Below are 14,846 nucleotides of genomic sequence, written 5' to 3' on the forward strand. Positions count from 1 at the left end.
CCCGATCCCTTCCCGAACTCGGACGTGAAACCAGTCTGCGCCGATGGTACTGTGGCTCAAGCCCCGGAAGAGTAGGGCGTCGCCAGGCATTACAGCTCGCGCTTCAATACCCATCCACAATATTTGCGGCCTCCGCAGCGATCTCTAGTGTCGCGGGATGGAGCAGCCCGGTAGCTCGTCAGGCTCATAACCTGAAGGTCGTAGGTTCAAATCCTACTCCCGCAACCAGAGGCCGCAATCTTCTTCGCAGTTGGATCGCCATTCCGGTCAAACCCTCGAAACCATTAATTTCGGTCGAGGTTGGACATGGCCCATTTTCATTGCTGCAAGCTATTCTCAAACCCATTCCATTGACGCTGGCTTGCCGCAGATAGCGTGTACGGCCGGCTACTTGCGTGCTTCTTCAAGCCCGTAACGCTATCATCGAAATCTGTCGGCCATAATGGGGTTCTCCGCGGTGGCATGCACGGCGATAGCTGTAAAAGCGTTCTGGCTGCCCATATGTATCCTCGTCCAGCAGCTCGACCTGGCCGACCCCCGCACCCGCCAGCCGGGCAGCGACATAGGCGGCGATGTCGAACTGACAATGCCCCTCGCGGCCAGCCGAGAAAAAGCGATCATTTTCCATATCTGCTGCCACGAAGCGTTCGGCGAAATCCAGCGTCACCTCATAGGACGAACGGCCGATGCATGGCCCTATCGCGCATGTGATCCGGTCACGCGCTGCACCCAGCGCCTCCATCGCATCGATCGTCCGATCCGTGACACCGCCCAGGGCGCCCTTCCAGCCCGCATGCGCCGCACCAACGATCCCTGCCGAGGCATCGGCAAACAGCACGGGAACGCAATCGGCGGTGAGAATCCCCAATATCAGGCCGGGTTGATCCGTCACCATCGCATCGGCCGACGGGCGTTCGTCAATGGCAAAGGGCGTGGTGACTGTGACCACATCGGGTGAGTGGACCTGGTGGACCGTTACCAGCGCACCCCCGGGCAGCAGGGCGTCGCGCGCAAGATCCCGGTTGCGCAGAACCGCGTCACGTTCGTCTTCCGAGCCAAGTCCGACATTCAGGCCAGCATGAACCCCGGTCGAAACGCCGCCGCGCCGCCCGGCGAAGCCATGCAGCGTATCGCTCAAACTCGCTGCTCGCAGCAATTCTACCACAATTCACTCCTTTGGGGTCATCAGGGGGAGGCGGGAGCGCTTTTGGACCATGTCCCGAATGCGCAACATACTTGCGCGCCGCAGATTAGGCGATAGTCTCCACTCCATCACAAAAGGAGAGCGGCCGCAACGGCCGTCTGGGCAAAAGACTTCAAAGATAAAGGGCTCCACAATGATTTTCGGGCGCATAAAGCCATTGGATGCCATATTGGCCACGGCTGAGAAGAAAGCTCTCGTCCGTACGCTGGGGCCGGTTCAACTGACGCTATTGGGTGTCGGCGCGGTTATCGGCACCGGTATTTTCGTTCTGACCGCCGCCGCCGCGCAAAAGGCCGGGCCAGGCATGATGTGGAGCTTCGTGATCGCGGGCGCTGTTTGTGCCTTCGCCGCGCTCTGCTATTCCGAAATCGCCTCAATGGTTCCCGTGTCGGGCTCGGCCTACACTTATACCTATGCCGTCGTCGGCGAATTGCTCGCCTGGATGGTGGGCTGGGCGCTCATCCTCGAATATGCGGTCGCCGCCAGCGCCGTTTCGGTGGGGTGGTCCGGCTATTTCATGGGGCTGCTCAAAAGCATCACGGGACTCGAATTGCCGCAGGCGCTCTCGGCGGGGCCGGTCTGGACGATGAATGGCCTGATCCCACATGCTGACTTCACCCACGGCGTGATCAACATTCCCGCCATAGTCGTCGCGCTGGCAGTCACGGCCCTGCTGATAATCGGCACCACCGAAAGCGCGCGCGTCAATGCCGTGCTCGTCGCCATCAAGGTGTCCGCGCTTACCGCCTTCATCATTCTGACGCTTCCCGTGCTCGACACCGGCAATTTCTCGCCCTTCGCACCCAATGGCTGGTTCGGTCCCGCTGGAACCAGCGGCATGGGCATAGTCGGCGCCGCAGCGTCCATCTTCTTCGCCTATGTGGGCTTCGACGCGGTGTCGACCGCGGCGGAGGAAACCAAGAACCCGCAACGCAACGTGCCCATCGGCCTGATCGGCAGCCTTGCGATCTGCACCATCTTCTATCTGCTCGTGGCTGCCGGCGCGATCGGCGCAATCGGGGCGCAGCCCGTGCTCGGCCCGGATGGATCGGTCGTCGCGCCCGGATCGCAGGGCTTTGCCGCCACCTGCGCCATGGCGGCCCATGCCAAGGATCTGGTCTGCTCCAACGAAGCGCTCGCCCATGTGCTGCGCGAGATCAACTGGACGGTGGTCGGCAATGCCCTGGGCCTTGCGGCCAATCTGGCATTGCCCTCAGTCATTCTGATGATGATGTTCGGTCAGACCCGCATCTTCTTCGTGATGGCGCGCGACGGTCTGCTGCCGGAAAAGCTTGCCAGCATCCATCCCCGGTTCAAGACGCCCCATATCGTCACCATGGTGACGGGCATCTTCGTCGCGATCGGCGCCGCGCTACTGCCGGTGGGTCAGCTGGCCGACATCTCCAACTCCGGCACGCTGTTCGCCTTTTTCATGGTGTGTCTCGCCGTGCTGGTGTTGCGCGTGAAGGAACCGGGCCGCGCTCGCCCCTTCCGCACGCCTTTGGTGTGGGTGATCGCGCCGACTGCGGCATTTGGCTGCGTCTTCCTGTTCTTCAACCTGCCGATCGATGCCCAGCTTGTCCTGCCGATCTGGGGCGGGATCGGCCTCGTGCTCTATTTCATCTATGGTTATCGCAAGAGCCACGTGGGGCGCGGCCTGGTTGAAACGCATGAGCAGGATAGCGGCATCCCGCCTCAACCCGTGCCGCCGCTGCCGGGCGCGCATACGCCGGGCGGCCGGGACGCCTGATCGATCAAAGGGGGCGGATCACACCGCCCCCTTTTTCAATGCAGCGGCTCGAATTCCGGATCGCGCAGACCGCCATGATGGGGGCGCGTGAACAACTTCCCTCGCTCCGCCCAGGCGACGATCAGGAAGGAGATAGAGCCGAACACCGCCAGCCCCAAGGTCAGCGGCAATGTCGTCCCGTTGAAGGCCTGGCCGATCAGGCTGCCCAGCGTGCTGGACACGGCGGTGGTCAGAAATGCCTGGAAGGAGGAGGCGACGCCGGCGCCTTTTGCGAAGGGTTCCATCGAGATCGCGCTGAAATTCGATGCGGTGAAGGCGACGGTCATCATCGTTGCTGACTGCAGGACCATGAAGCTGACGATGGTTTCGAATCCGGCCAGGATCACGGTCAGGTGTACGACATTGATGGACACCAGGCATAGCAGCGCTGTCTGGCTCAGCCGCCGCGCGCCGAAGCGCGAGACAAGGCGGCTGTTGAGCAGGCTGCCGATGCCCATGCTGCCGGCGATGGCCGCGAAGGCGAAGGGAAAAATCTTCTGCGCGGCGAATATGTCGAAGAATATCTGCTGCACCGACAGGATGAAACCGATCAGGCCGCTCATCACGACGCCGCTCGCCAACATGTAGCCGATTGACGCCCGCGTGCGGACGATCGTGCCGACCGTGCGGAAAATGGAGCCGGCGCTCATCCGCAGGCGATTTTCCGGCAGCAGCGTTTCGGGCAGCCGCATTCCCATCCACAGCAGGATCAGCGTCGCCAGGATCGCTAGCGCCCAGAAAATCCAGCGCCAGTGCGCAATCCAGAGGATAGCCTGGCCGAAAGTGGGCGCCATGACCGGGATCAGCATGAACACGGCGAAGATCAGCGACATCACGCGGGCCATCGCATCCCCCCTGAACCGATCACGGACGATGCCGACGGTGATAACCCGGCTGGCCCCGGCGAAAAAGCCGGCGGAGGCCCGTCCGACGAGCATGGCGGCAAAGCTGTGCGCGCCCGCGCAGGCGATCGAGGAAAGGATGAACAGCGCCATCGCGCTGCCGAGTACCCGCTTTCGCCCAAAACGGTCAGACAGCACGCCGAACAGCAGCGACCCAACCCCCAGGCCCATGAAATAGACGCTGATGATCAATTGGCGGTCGTTGGGGTGAGGGACCGAAAGATCTCGACCGATATCGGGCAAGGCCGGCAGCATGGGATCGATCGACAGCGCGTTCATCGCCATCAGGCAGGCGCAGAGCATCACGAATTCGCGAAACGCGATGTCCTTCTTCGGTTGCATCCGGCTGATGTCATGATGGTCTGTCATGCCGGTGGCTATGGGGACAATCCATTGACCGCGCCACCCTTTTCACGTCGCGGACGGACGCGGGATCGGTTCAACGGAGCCATCATCACATGGTATCCGGCGCGTTAACCATTTTTTATCCGCTGCCGGTGCAGCCTGCTGCTCGTCAAGAACCACAAGTCGAAATCCATGAGGGGGATTCGGTTATGGCCAATGGACTGAAGAGTGCGCAGTTTCTGATGCAAAGCCGGTTTGCCGGGGCAGAAGGCCAAACTGCGGAGGCCTGTTTCGATCTGGGCGTCGCCTATAGCTGCGGCACGGGCGGCATGCCGGTGGATCTGATCGAGGCGCATAAATGGTTCAATCTCGCTGCGCTCAAGGGCAGCGAGGAAGGGCAGGCGATGCGCGCCGAAGTGGCCGAGGAAATGTCGGCGCGCGAAATCGCCGAAGCGCAGCGGCAGGCGCGGGCGCTGATTGCCACGACGCAATTGCGCGCGGCCTGAAATCGGGGACGCGGCGGTCCGCCAGGCTCCTTGCAGCCAGGCTGATCTTTGTCGTCAGTCCGGCCGCGCCTCGCCCTTCCGAAAGGGTGTCCTTTCGGTCAGCCAGATCCGGTCGCGCTGCACGCCCTGCCGTTCCGCCTCCAGAAACTCGGCAACGGCCCTGCGGAAGCTGGCATTGGGAATGAAATGCGCTGAAAATGTCGGCTCCGGGGTGTAGCCGCGCGCCAGCTTGTGTCCGCCCTGCGCGCCTGCCTCCACCCGTTTCAGGCCGCGGGCGATGGCGATGTCGATCGCCTGATAATAGCATAGTTCGAAATGCAGATTGGGCACGTCTTCCGAACAGCCCCAATAGCGACCGTAGAGCGTATCCGCGCCGATCAGGTTGAGCGCACCGGCGATCGGTCGCCCTTGTCGCAGCGCCAGCACCAGCAATACCCGGTCGGCCATGCTCTCGCCCAGCATGGAGAAAAATGCCCGGGTCAGGTAGGGCCGCCCCCATTTGCGTGCTCCCGTGTCCTGGTAAAAGGTCCAGAACATGTCCCAATGCGCCTCCGTCAGCGCCGCTCCGGTCAGGTGGAGGATATCCAGCCCCTCGACCGCCCTTTCTCTTTCCTTGCGGATATTCTTGCGCTTGGCACTCGACAGATCGGCCAGGAAGTCGGTGAAATCGCCATAGCCGCGATTGGTCCAGTGGAACTGGCTATCCTCCCGGATCAGCCAGCCCGCCGCCTCGAACAGCGGCACCTGTTCGGGCGCTATGAAGGTCGCATGGGCGGAGGACAGTTGATTCTGCTGCACCACCGCCTCGATCCCGGCGATCAGCGCCGGCGCGAGGGCCCCATCACGCAGCAGCAGCCGGGGCCCCGGCACTGGCGAAAAGGGAGCCGCGATCTGAATCTTCGGATAATATTGCCCGCCGGCCCTTTCCCAGGCATCGGCCCAGCCGTGGTCGAACACATATTCGCCCTGGCTATGGCTCTTGCCATAAAGCGGCGCGGCAGCGGCGATCTGCCCGTCCGGACCATCGATCACCAGCGGCAGCGGTTGCCAGCCGCTGTTTCCGCCGACGCTGCCCGATCGTTCGAGCGCGGTCAGGAAATCCCAGCTCATGAAGGGATTTGCGTCGCCCGCGCAGGCGTTCCACTCGTCGCGCGGCAATTCCGCCACGCCCTGCGCCAGCCGGGCCACGCATTCAGTCATGGGACCGCTCGAAGATGATCTGGTCCGCATGCAGCGCGGCGCGGGCACGTTCCTCCTCTCCGCGCACCGTCCATGTCAGCACGGGAAGGCCCCTTCGGCGGGCATCATGGGCAGAAGAGGAAGGCAGGTCGCGGATATCACAGGCGATAAAATCGGGTTTCGCCACCCAAAGTGCAAGGGCCCGCCCGATTCTGCCGCGCCAACCGCGCCTGCCCTGGTCCGTGGTCACCAGGCCCCGCGCGACCAGGGGCCGGCGGCGCCTGAACCAGCCAATGGCGAGGGGGTTGAATGACATGACCGCCGCCAATGTCTTCGGTCGTCGCGCCAGATCGTCGGCAACCGCCGCGCAGATCGGGCCGACATGGCGCCCGTCCACCTTGATCTCGATGAGCAGGGGAATTTCGGTTCCGCAGAGGTCGAGCAGCGCGCGGAGGCGGGGAACGCCGCCGCCGTCGGGCAGCATCAGGCGATCTATCGACCCGGCATCATGGTCCGACACCGCGCCGCCTTCGCCCGTCATCCGTTCAAGGGACGAGTCGTGAAAGACGATGGCGACGCCGTCGCGGCTGAGGCGCACGTCGCATTCTATGCCGAAACCGCCGGCGATGGCGGCCGCGAAGGCCGCCATGCCGTTTTCGCTGATCCGACCGCCATGCAGCCCGCGATGGGCAAAGGGGCGCTCGGTCAGGAAGGGATAGGCGTCAGGCCGGGCGGACAAGGACGATCGCGTCGATCTCGACCACCGCGCCCAGCGGCAGCACCGGCACGCCGACGGCGCTGCGGGCGTGTTTGCCCGCTTCGCCGAATATCTCGACCATCAGTTCGGATGCCCCATTGGCGACCTTGGGCTGGTCGGTGAATTCGGGCGTGCTGCTGATGAAGGCGCCCAGCTTCACGATCCGTTCGACCCGGTCCAGGCTGCCGAGCGCCGCCTTCATCTGGGCGATCAGGTTGAGCCCGCAGGCGCGCGCCGCCTTGACGCCATAGTCGAGGTCGCGGTCCTCGCCCAGCCGGCCCGTCATCAACTGGCCCTCGGACAGCGATATCTGCCCGGAAATATGCAGCAGGCCGTTGGCTTCCACCGCCGCGACATAGGCGGCGACGGGTGCGGCGGCAGCGGGCAGGGCGATGCCCAATTCACTCAGCCGGGTTTCGATGCTCATGAGGATGCTCCCTGGACGGACGGAATATTCTGATATGACGGTGCTGCCGGCGCGGGCCCCTCGGCCAGCCGGGCGGCGATCCACGTTTCGGCGACGGCCCAGTCGTCAATTCGGGCATGCGCCATGGGCGCGACGGGGACGTTGGCGGCGATCTGCGGCTCCCCCACCATGTGCAGGCGCCAGACGCCGGGCGCATGATCGGCGACCGAGGCATGATGCTCCGCCAGATCGTCGATGAACAGGGCGACGCTGGGTTCGCGCTCCGCAAGGATGGCGGCCAGCGACTTCCCCTTGCCTCCCTGATTCCAGCGCACCGGAAGATCAAGGCCATGTGCCGCGAGCTGTTCGACGCGCTGGAGGTGATGCCGCTCCGTGATGTTGGTCAGGACCATGATGTCCGCAATCCGGCCGAGCCGCCCTATGGCTTCCACCGCCCCGGCAATGGGCGTCTGGCGGTGCATCTGCGTCTCGAAAAAGCCCAGCAGCAGTTCCCAGACCAGCGCGCGCTCCACCGGCTGGCCGCTGTCCTTGTGCCGCAGCGCCTCGCTGAAGCCGCGGTCATGCATGTCGAAATGGATATCATGCTGCTCGTCCAGCCACTCGCGAAAGGGGACGACCATGTGCAGCAGCACCTCGTCGCAGTCGGTGATGATCAACGGCCGGGTCATGCGGCAAGATGCTCCTTTGCTGCTATCAGCGCCCCCGGGCTGCTGTCGATGCTCTCTGCGCAGGCGATCAGATCCGGCTCATGGTCCGACAGGAAGCCCAGCACAGCGCCCAATATCGCCGGATCGGCCACGCCCGCCCTCAGCGTGTCGGCATCCAGCCCCGTCAGCGCCAGCAGCCGGTCGGCGCGCCGATCATCCGCCAGAGTCCAGGCCAGCGCCATCAGCGCCAGTACGGATGGCTCTCGCGTATCGCTTGGACTATGCTGCTTGCCATGGTTAATGTCGGGACGCATGATTGATCTCAACGAAGGGCGGGTTTAGGGGACGCGCTTCCATTATATTGGCGGATTTCTCCAAACGCGGGTGACTGGTGGCAAAGCGCGTGCTCGTTGTCGAGGACAACGAACTCAATCTCAAACTTTTTTGCGACCTGTTGCGCGCGCACGGGCATGAAGTGCTGCCGTTGCGGGACGGGCGCGACCTGTTGCCCCAGGCGCGGGAGTTCCATCCCGACCTCGTGATCACCGATATCCATCTGCCGCATGTCAGCGGCCTGGACCTCATCATCTCGCTGAAGCAGGACGCGCAATTATCGTCGGTGCCGGTCATGGCGGTCACCGCCTATGCCGGCCATGGTGATGAGGAGCGGATCCGGGAAGCGGGGGCGCAGGCCTATGTGTCGAAGCCGATCTCGGTGCTGCGCTTTGTGGAGCAGGTGAACGCATTGCTCTGACGCGCGCAAGGGCGGCTTGCGGATGGGGCCGATGCGCCGCCTCTACCCCCGCGTCAATATCTTCCGCGCCCGGGGCGCCAGGCGTTCCGCCGCGGCCGCGTGAATCCCCGGCGCCGCGCACAGCAAGCCGAAAGCAGTGGGTTGCGGCCGGTTGAAGGAAAAGGGATTGCCGAGCGCATCGGTGACGACAGCGCCGGACTCTTCCGCGATCAGCGCGGCAGCGGCCACGTCCCATTCATTGCCCCAACGCACCGTGGCGACCAGGTCGGCCTCGTCCGCCGCGACCATCGCCATGCGCAAAGCGATGCTGTTGGGCTTTTCGACGGTGACGAGATCGCGGTCATGGCGGGGAAGCTGGTCCGCCGGAACCCGCGAACCGGGCAGGACGGCGCGTGGCCCGGCGCGCAGGGACCGACCGTTCCGGGTCGCCCCCGCACCCGCCTGCGCGATCCACAATTCATTCCGGGCGGGCGCCGCGAGAATGCCGAAGCGCACGGCGCCATGTTCCACCAGCGCCACCGAAACCGCCCAGCCGGGCCGCCCGCGCAGATAGTCGCGCGTGCCGTCGATCGGATCGACTACCCACACGCGCGGCAGGTTCAGCCGGTGCACGGTGTCGGCCGTCTCCTCCGACAGCCAACCCGCCGCGGGATCGATGGCGTAGAGCCGTTCGCGCAGCATGGCGTCCAGTTCGATGTCAGCCTCGCACACCGGATGGCCGGGCACCTTTTCCCACTGGCGCACGCGGGTTTCCCCGCCCGCCCAGAGCGTCAGGGCCCGGTCGGCCGCGTCCGAAACGGCGGCCACGGCATCGCGCAAGGGAATGTCAGCCGCCTGCAACGGTCATCCCGTCGATACGAATGGTCGGCACGTTCATGCCATAGCGGAAGGTAAGGTCATTGGCCGGCACCAGTGCCCGGAACATGTCCTTCAGATTGCTGGCGATGGTGATTTCCGACACCGCCTGCCCAACGGCGCCATTTTCGATCAGGAAGCCCGCTGCCCCCCGGCTGTAGTCGCCCGTGACGCCATTGACCCCCATGCCGATCAGTTCGGTGACATAAAGGCCGCGTTTCACGTCCGCCATCAGTTCGCCGGGCGACAGCTTGCCCGGCTCCATATGCACATTGGTGACGCCCGCGCCCGGCGCGCCGCTGCCGCCCCGGCTGGCATGGCCCGTCGGTTGCAGGCCCAGTTGCCGTGCCGAGGCGCTGTCCAGCAGCCAGCCGGTCAGCACGCCCTTGTCGATCAGCGCCCGCCGCTCGACGGCAAGTCCCTCGCCGTCAAAGGGTCGCGAGCGCAAGCCGCGCGGCCGCAGCGGGTCGTCGATGATCGTCACGCCCGAATCGAACAGCGCTTCGCCCAGCGATTCCAGCAGGAAGCTCGATCGCCGCGCAATGGCGGGGCCCACCATTCCGCCGATCAGATGCCCCATCAGGCTGGACCCGATCCGGGGATCGAAGATCACGGGCATCACGCCGCTGCCGGTCTTCACCGGATGGAGCCGCGCCACTGCGCGATGCCCGGCGCGGTTGCCAACCGCCTCCGCATCGTCCAGATCCTCGATATGGCGGACGCTGTGGCTGGCATGGTCGCGCTGCATGTCGGCGCCGGAGCCGGCCAGCACGCTTGCCCAGGTCGAATGGCTGGTCCCCGCATAGGCCCCTGCAAAGCCATGGCTGGTGGCGAGCGCCATCTGGCTCCGCCCGGTCGCCGCGCCGCCGCCCTCGCTATTGGTGACGCCGGGCACGGCGCGTGCCGCCTCCTCCGCGATCAGGGCGCGTTCCCTGAGGTCCGCCGGTTCGGGTTCGACCGGATCGGTCAGGTCCAGCGCGGGCAGTTTCTTCCTGAGCAGCCGGTCTTCCGGGGCAAGGCCGGCATAGGGATCTTCCGGCGCCTGCCCCGCCATGGCGATGCACCGGTCGACCAGCGTGGCCAGCGTCGCGGGATTCATGTCCGACGCCGAAATGCTGGCGGAGCGGCGCCCGATGAAGACGCGCAGGCCGATCTCCTCGCCCTCCGACCGTTCCACATCCTCCAGCGCGCCCAGCCGTACCGACACGTTGGTCGACGCGTTGCAGGCATAGATGGCGTCGGCCGCATCCGCGCCCGCCCGGCGCGCTGCAGTCACCAGATCCTGCGCGCGGGACTGGGCTTCTTCTAGGCTGAGCATGGGATCGATCGTTTCCTGTAAGGGGACATGCAGGGCGAAGGGGCGGCCTTACGCGCTTGGGCCACGGTCGGCAACCTGCCCTTCCGATCCCCTCTCATCCAGCCAATGGCGCAACAGATGCCAGGCAATGGCCATCGGCGGCGGGGCGAGAAAGGGCGCACCGTCCTCCCCGGCCATTGCGGCGCGGACGCCCACCTCGTCGCACCAGAAGGCGTGTTCGATCTCATTTTCGTCGATCTTCAGAGCGTCGTCATCGGCCTGCGCCATGCAGGCGACCATCAGGGAAGAGGGGAAGGGCCAGGGCTGGCTGGCGACATAGCGCACGGAGCGGGTGACCACGCCCGCTTCCTCCCGGATTTCGCGAACCACGGCTTCCTCCAGCGTCTCGCCCGGCTCCACGAAGCCGGCCAGTGCGGAATAGCGCCCCGCAGGCCAGCCATGCTGCCGTCCGAGCAGCACGCGCCCGCGATGTTCGGCCAGCATGATGACCACCGGATCGACGCGGGGGAAATGTTCCGCCCGGCAGGATTCGCATTGCCGTGCCCAGCCCGCCTTGGCAGGTGCCGTGCGCTGTCCGCAGACCGAGCAGAAACGATGCCGCGCATGCCAGGCCAGCAGGCTGCGCGCGGCACCGTAGAGGGCGACCTCATGCCCCGGCACCTCATCCGCCAAGGCCCGGCTGCGCGGCGTGGCGAACAGGGTGTCCGGCGCATCTGCCAGCAGTTCGGCGAAGATCGGCTGTTGCCACTCATCCACGCCGAGCAGCGCATGATGTTCGATCAGGCCGTCGGTGGGCAGCGGTTCCATCACCAGATGGCCATCCACCACCACCGGTTCCAATCCGTCCAGCACGACGCGGCGCGCCTGCGCAGATGCAAAGGCTTCCGCCAGCAGGACAGGGTTGCTGCGGACATGGTCGACCCGGTCCAGTCGTCCGCCGCCAAAGGCGATGAGCCGCGATCCGGGGGCGTCAGAGCCGTGCATCTTTCCCTTTCTCCTTCATCGCCGTCTGGGCCGCCTGGGCCGCGCGGGCGAACAGCGTCGGCAGGCCCGCCTTCGCGATCCGGGCCACTGGCCACCATTCGCCCTCTCCGGGCGGCGTCACATCCTGCCCCACATGGGCATGATGCACCGTCAATGCGAGGGAGAAATGCGTAAAAACATGAGCGACTGGTTCCGCCACCTGGCGCCAGGCACCGGCGACCGGCGGCGTCGGATCGGGCGCGTCGTTCCATTCGGAGGAGGGCAGCGCGCGCATGCCGCCCAGCATCCCCTTTTCGGGCCGCCGCACCAGCCAGACATGCCCGTCGGGCCGTTCGATCCACCAGCCATGACCGCGGCGGTGCGGCTTGGCCTTCTTCGCCGCCTTGACCGGGAAAGCGGCAGGGTCTGCGGTACGGAAAGCCGCGCAATCCGCCCGCAACGGGCAAATGCCGCAGGCGGGATTGCGCGCCGTGCAGATAGTCGCGCCCAGATCCATCATCGCCTGCGCGAAATCCCCGGCGCGCAGGTCCGGCGTGATCGCGTCGGTCGCCGCGCGAATCCCGGGGCGTGCCGCCGGCAAAGGCGTCGATATGGCGAAGAGGCGCGAAACCACGCGTTCGACATTGGCGTCGACCACCACGGCCCGCCGCCCGAAGGCGATGGCGGCCACCGCCGCCGCCGTATAGGCGCCGACGCCCGGCAGGGCGCGGAGCCCCTCCTCCGTGTCGGGAAACACGCCGTCATGTTCGTCCGCGACCGCCCGTGCGCAGGCCAGCAGGTTGCGGGCGCGGGCATAATAGCCCAGCCCTGCCCAGGCGGCCATGACCTCGGCATCCTGTTCCGCCGCCAGCGCCGCGACATCGGGCCAGCGTTCGGTGAACCTGGCGAAATAGGGCGCGACCGCCGCGACAGTGGTCTGCTGCAACATCACCTCCGACAGCCAGACCCGATAGGGATTGGCGGCATTGGCCCCCGGCGGCGCGCGCCAGGGCAGGCGCCGCGCATGGACGTCATAATGGGCGAGCAGATCGGATGCTATTTTCTGGATGTTGCCCTCGACGCGCATGGCGCCCCTATGCCATTAAGAGAGCCATGACGGAACGCCCCCCGACACCCAAAATGAAAAGCCGCAAGTCGGATGCGGAAGACCGGCCGCGCGTCGGCGCGCCCCGCCGGATCGCCGACCTGATGCCCGCCATCGGCGCCGCCGCCTTCCGCAAGTTCGGCTTCGTGCAATCGAGCATCGTCACCCGCTGGGCGGAGATCGTGGGCCCGCATTATGCGACGATCAGCGAACCCGAATCGATCCGCTTTCCGGCGGGCAAGAAGGCGGGCGGCACATTGCAGCTCACCGTCATGAGCGGCCATGCGCCCATGATCCAGCATGTGCTGCCCGACATCATGGAGCGGGTGAACCGCTTCTTCGGCTATGCCGCCGTCGCCAAGATCGCGATGAAGCAAGGCATGGTCCAGCCCAGGGAACCGGAACGCCGCCCCCCGCCAGCCAATCTCAAGCCCATTCCGGTCGAGCTGGGGGATTCCCTGCGCGACATTGGCGACCCCGAATTGCGCGCCGTGCTGGAATCCCTGGCGCAGGGGCTTGCCAACAGCAGCGGTTTGCCCAAGATCAGTTGATCGGAAAATTACTCCATCACCACCTTCAGCCGCGACAGGGGCGGCGCATCACTGGACCATCGCATGATGAAATTCCGCCTGGCCTTCCTCGCCCTGCTCGCCATCCCGGCAAGCGCATCTCTGTCCGCATGGGCCGCTCCCGCCGCCAACTGGCTGACCCGGATAGCCTTGTCCCCCATGGGTGGCCATGTGCTCGGCAATCCTGCCGCGCCGACCAAGCTGGTCGAATATGTGAGCTACACCTGCTCCCACTGCGCGCATTTCGTGGGCGAAGCCAGCGAACCGCTGCGCGCCAATTATGTGAAGGGCGGCACACTCAGCGTCGAGGTGCGCAATGCGGTGCGCGACAAATATGACCTGGCCGCCGCGCTGCTTGCCCGCTGCGGCGGGCCGAAGCAATTTTTCGGCAATCATGAGGCGCTGTTCGCCAATCAGGAAGCCTGGATGGAGAAGATCCAGTCCTATGAGACGGACGCCGCCAAGCCGACGGATCAGAAGGCGGCCCTGCGCGACATCGGGCAGAAGACCGGCCTCTACGCGCTGATGGGCAAGCGCGGATTCAAGCCCGCGCAGCTTGACGCATGCATCAACGATCCCGCGTCGATGAAGCAGGTGCTCGCCATGACCGACGAAGCCTGGAACAAGCTGCAGATCGGCGGGACGCCCGCGTTCACGCTGAACGGCACGCTGGTCCATGGATCGGACTGGACGCGGTTGCAGGCTGCATTGCCCTGATCTAAACCACTGCACGACAACGCCCGACAACGGAGCCAAGAACAACGTGAAAGCCCTTTCCGGACTTGCCCTGATCGCCCTTAGCCTCACCGTCGCCGCCTGCGGCAAGAAGGATGAGGGCAGCGTCACCTCCGCCGAACCGATCGCCGCGGTCGCCGCGCCTGCCGGCACGAAATGGTCGGAAACCATCGCCGCCAGCCCCGACGGCTATTTCGTCATGGGCAATCCCAATGCGAAGGTGAAGCTGGTCGAATATGGTTCCTACACCTGCTCGCACTGCCGCGACTTCGCCGCCGAATCGTCCGAGGAGATCAGGCAGATCGTCGACAGCGGGAAGATGAGCTTCGAATTCCGCAATTATGTGCGCGACCCGATCGACATTTCGACGGCGCTGCTGGCCCGTTGCGGTGGCAAGGACATTTTCTATCCGCTCTCCGAACAGTTTTTCGCCAATCAGAGCGCGATGTTCGAAAAGGCGCAGGCGCTGGGCGATGAAAAATACAAGGCGCTGATGAGCGCGCCCCCGGCGCAGCGCTTCGGCCAACTGGCCTCCGCCGTCGGCCTGGTCGATTTCGCCAAGCAGCGCGGCATATCCGAAGATCAGGCGAAGCAGTGCCTGGCCGACACGGCTGCGGCCGAAAAACTGGCCAAGACGGTCGAGACCGCCAATCAGCAATATAAGATCGAAGGCACGCCGACCTTCATCCTGAACGGCGTGATGGTGGAAAATACCGCCGCCTGGCCGGCGCTGCGCACGAAGCTCAAGGAAGCGGGGATCTGATTGGACCAGGGGGGGCTGACATCGTCGG

General features: G+C 65.2%; 17 protein-coding genes, 1 tRNA gene and 1 rRNA gene. 8 read left to right on the forward strand and 11 right to left on the reverse strand.

The annotated features are described in order from the left end of the window. Positions 1–88 (forward strand): 5S ribosomal RNA (gene rrf / locus MRBLMA1_RS06375); the annotation flags it as partial. Between the two features lie 63 nt (positions 89–151). Next, positions 152–228, forward strand: a tRNA-Met gene (locus MRBLMA1_RS06380). 175 nt (positions 229–403) lie between these two features. Here the strand turns inward: MRBLMA1_RS06380 and pgeF are convergent. Continuing rightward, positions 404–1,165 (reverse strand): peptidoglycan editing factor PgeF, encoded by a 762-nt coding sequence (pgeF, locus tag MRBLMA1_RS06385; protein WP_363735700.1) that lies wholly within the window; start codon positions 1,163–1,165, stop codon positions 404–406. Between the two features lie 172 nt (positions 1,166–1,337). On the opposite strand from pgeF, the gene MRBLMA1_RS06390 reads away from it, so the two are divergent. After that, on the forward strand, positions 1,338–2,954 hold the full coding sequence (locus MRBLMA1_RS06390; protein ID WP_363735701.1) for an amino acid permease: 1,617 nt from the start codon (positions 1,338–1,340) through the stop codon (positions 2,952–2,954). 35 nt (positions 2,955–2,989) lie between these two features. Here the strand turns inward: MRBLMA1_RS06390 and MRBLMA1_RS06395 are convergent, their stop codons facing one another. Further along, positions 2,990–4,264 carry a multidrug effflux MFS transporter gene (locus tag MRBLMA1_RS06395; protein WP_363735702.1) on the reverse strand — a complete coding sequence of 425 codons (1,275 nt, stop codon included), beginning with the start codon at positions 4,262–4,264 and terminating at the stop codon, positions 2,990–2,992. 185 nt (positions 4,265–4,449) lie between these two features. Here MRBLMA1_RS06395 and MRBLMA1_RS06400 point away from each other — a divergent pair, with 185 nt between their 5' ends. Continuing rightward, positions 4,450–4,746, forward strand: a complete 297-nt coding sequence (locus MRBLMA1_RS06400; RefSeq protein ID WP_363735703.1) for an SEL1-like repeat protein — start codon at positions 4,450–4,452, stop codon at positions 4,744–4,746. 54 nt (positions 4,747–4,800) lie between these two features. Here MRBLMA1_RS06400 and MRBLMA1_RS06405 read toward each other — a convergent pair whose 3' ends face one another. Genes MRBLMA1_RS06405 through MRBLMA1_RS06425 form a run of 5 tightly spaced genes read right to left on the reverse strand, consistent with a single transcriptional unit; the run spans position 4,801 to position 8,070 of the window. Next, positions 4,801–5,946, reverse strand: coding sequence for a GNAT family N-acetyltransferase (locus tag MRBLMA1_RS06405; RefSeq protein ID WP_363735704.1), 1,146 nt, complete (start codon positions 5,944–5,946; stop codon positions 4,801–4,803). Further along, entirely contained in the window at positions 5,939–6,664 is a 726-nt protein-coding gene (locus MRBLMA1_RS06410; RefSeq protein WP_363735705.1) for a glycerophosphodiester phosphodiesterase family protein, read from the reverse strand. Before MRBLMA1_RS06410 ends, MRBLMA1_RS06405 begins: the two co-directional genes overlap by 8 nt. After that, entirely contained in the window at positions 6,648–7,109 is a 462-nt protein-coding gene (locus MRBLMA1_RS06415; protein WP_133653046.1) for a RidA family protein, read from the reverse strand. The genes MRBLMA1_RS06410 and MRBLMA1_RS06415 overlap by 17 nt, the downstream gene beginning before the upstream one ends. Beyond that, positions 7,106–7,777: an HAD family hydrolase gene (locus MRBLMA1_RS06420; RefSeq protein WP_133653047.1), complete on the reverse strand. Its 672-nt coding sequence runs from the start codon at positions 7,775–7,777 to the stop codon at positions 7,106–7,108. The genes MRBLMA1_RS06415 and MRBLMA1_RS06420 overlap by 4 nt, the downstream gene beginning before the upstream one ends. Beyond that, a complete protein-coding gene (locus MRBLMA1_RS06425; protein WP_133653048.1) occupies positions 7,774–8,070 on the reverse strand; it encodes a DUF3572 domain-containing protein in 297 nt (98 codons plus the stop codon). The genes MRBLMA1_RS06420 and MRBLMA1_RS06425 overlap by 4 nt, the downstream gene beginning before the upstream one ends. Before the next feature lie 77 nt (positions 8,071–8,147). Here MRBLMA1_RS06425 and MRBLMA1_RS06430 point away from each other — a divergent pair, with 77 nt between their 5' ends. Beyond that, positions 8,148–8,510 (forward strand): response regulator, encoded by a 363-nt coding sequence (locus MRBLMA1_RS06430; RefSeq protein WP_363735706.1) that lies wholly within the window; start codon positions 8,148–8,150, stop codon positions 8,508–8,510. Between the two features lie 42 nt (positions 8,511–8,552). Here the strand turns inward: MRBLMA1_RS06430 and MRBLMA1_RS06435 are convergent, their stop codons facing one another. Genes MRBLMA1_RS06435 through MRBLMA1_RS06450 form a run of 4 tightly spaced genes read right to left on the reverse strand, consistent with a single transcriptional unit; the run spans position 8,553 to position 12,733 of the window. Next, entirely contained in the window at positions 8,553–9,350 is a 798-nt protein-coding gene (locus MRBLMA1_RS06435; protein ID WP_363735707.1) for a 3'(2'),5'-bisphosphate nucleotidase CysQ, read from the reverse strand. After that, on the reverse strand, positions 9,337–10,683 hold the full coding sequence (locus tag MRBLMA1_RS06440; RefSeq protein WP_363735708.1) for a TldD/PmbA family protein: 1,347 nt from the start codon (positions 10,681–10,683) through the stop codon (positions 9,337–9,339). The genes MRBLMA1_RS06435 and MRBLMA1_RS06440 overlap by 14 nt, the downstream gene beginning before the upstream one ends. Before the next feature lie 48 nt (positions 10,684–10,731). Beyond that, entirely contained in the window at positions 10,732–11,667 is a 936-nt protein-coding gene (gene nudC, locus MRBLMA1_RS06445; protein ID WP_363735709.1) for an NAD(+) diphosphatase, read from the reverse strand. Continuing rightward, entirely contained in the window at positions 11,654–12,733 is a 1,080-nt protein-coding gene (locus tag MRBLMA1_RS06450) for an A/G-specific adenine glycosylase (RefSeq protein WP_363735710.1), read from the reverse strand. The genes nudC and MRBLMA1_RS06450 overlap by 14 nt, the downstream gene beginning before the upstream one ends. Positions 12,734–12,759: 26 nt before the next feature. Here MRBLMA1_RS06450 and MRBLMA1_RS06455 point away from each other — a divergent pair, with 26 nt between their 5' ends. The 3 genes from MRBLMA1_RS06455 (at position 12,760) to MRBLMA1_RS06465 (ending at position 14,818) form a co-directional block, all read left to right on the forward strand. Next, complete coding sequence (locus MRBLMA1_RS06455) at positions 12,760–13,302, forward strand: DUF721 domain-containing protein (RefSeq protein WP_363735711.1); 543 nt, start codon at positions 12,760–12,762, stop codon at positions 13,300–13,302. A gap of 63 nt (positions 13,303–13,365) precedes the next feature. Next, the gene (locus MRBLMA1_RS06460; protein WP_363735712.1) at positions 13,366–14,037 is read left to right on the forward strand and encodes a thioredoxin domain-containing protein; all 672 of its coding nucleotides are present in this window, start codon (positions 13,366–13,368) and stop codon (positions 14,035–14,037) included. 46 nt (positions 14,038–14,083) lie between these two features. Continuing rightward, positions 14,084–14,818 (forward strand): thioredoxin domain-containing protein, encoded by a 735-nt coding sequence (locus MRBLMA1_RS06465; protein ID WP_363735713.1) that lies wholly within the window; start codon positions 14,084–14,086, stop codon positions 14,816–14,818. The last annotated feature ends 28 nt before the right edge of the window (positions 14,819–14,846 follow it).

The organism is Sphingobium sp. LMA1-1-1.1 (assembly GCF_040676365.1).
Lineage (GTDB): Bacteria > Pseudomonadota > Alphaproteobacteria > Sphingomonadales > Sphingomonadaceae > Sphingobium.

Excerpts from the sequence above, each read along its gene's own strand:
- MRBLMA1_RS06425 (WP_133653048.1), bottom strand. The coding sequence starts at position 8,070 with ATGCGTCCCGACATTAACCATGGCAAGCAGCATAGTCCAAGCGATACG.
- MRBLMA1_RS06440 (WP_363735708.1), bottom strand. The coding sequence starts at position 10,683 with ATGCTCAGCCTAGAAGAAGCCCAGTCCCGCGCGCAGGATCTGGTGACT.
- MRBLMA1_RS06450 (WP_363735710.1), bottom strand. The coding sequence starts at position 12,733 with ATGCGCGTCGAGGGCAACATCCAGAAAATAGCATCCGATCTGCTCGCC.
- MRBLMA1_RS06400 (WP_363735703.1), top strand. The coding sequence starts at position 4,450 with ATGGCCAATGGACTGAAGAGTGCGCAGTTTCTGATGCAAAGCCGGTTT.
- MRBLMA1_RS06455 (WP_363735711.1), top strand. The coding sequence starts at position 12,760 with ATGACGGAACGCCCCCCGACACCCAAAATGAAAAGCCGCAAGTCGGAT.
- MRBLMA1_RS06395 (WP_363735702.1), bottom strand. The coding sequence starts at position 4,264 with ATGACAGACCATCATGACATCAGCCGGATGCAACCGAAGAAGGACATC.
- MRBLMA1_RS06405 (WP_363735704.1), bottom strand. The coding sequence starts at position 5,946 with ATGACTGAATGCGTGGCCCGGCTGGCGCAGGGCGTGGCGGAATTGCCG.
- MRBLMA1_RS06420 (WP_133653047.1), bottom strand. The coding sequence starts at position 7,777 with ATGACCCGGCCGTTGATCATCACCGACTGCGACGAGGTGCTGCTGCAC.
- nudC (WP_363735709.1), bottom strand. The coding sequence starts at position 11,667 with ATGCACGGCTCTGACGCCCCCGGATCGCGGCTCATCGCCTTTGGCGGC.
- MRBLMA1_RS06460 (WP_363735712.1), top strand. The coding sequence starts at position 13,366 with ATGATGAAATTCCGCCTGGCCTTCCTCGCCCTGCTCGCCATCCCGGCA.
- MRBLMA1_RS06390 (WP_363735701.1), top strand. The coding sequence starts at position 1,338 with ATGATTTTCGGGCGCATAAAGCCATTGGATGCCATATTGGCCACGGCT.
- MRBLMA1_RS06415 (WP_133653046.1), bottom strand. The coding sequence starts at position 7,109 with ATGAGCATCGAAACCCGGCTGAGTGAATTGGGCATCGCCCTGCCCGCT.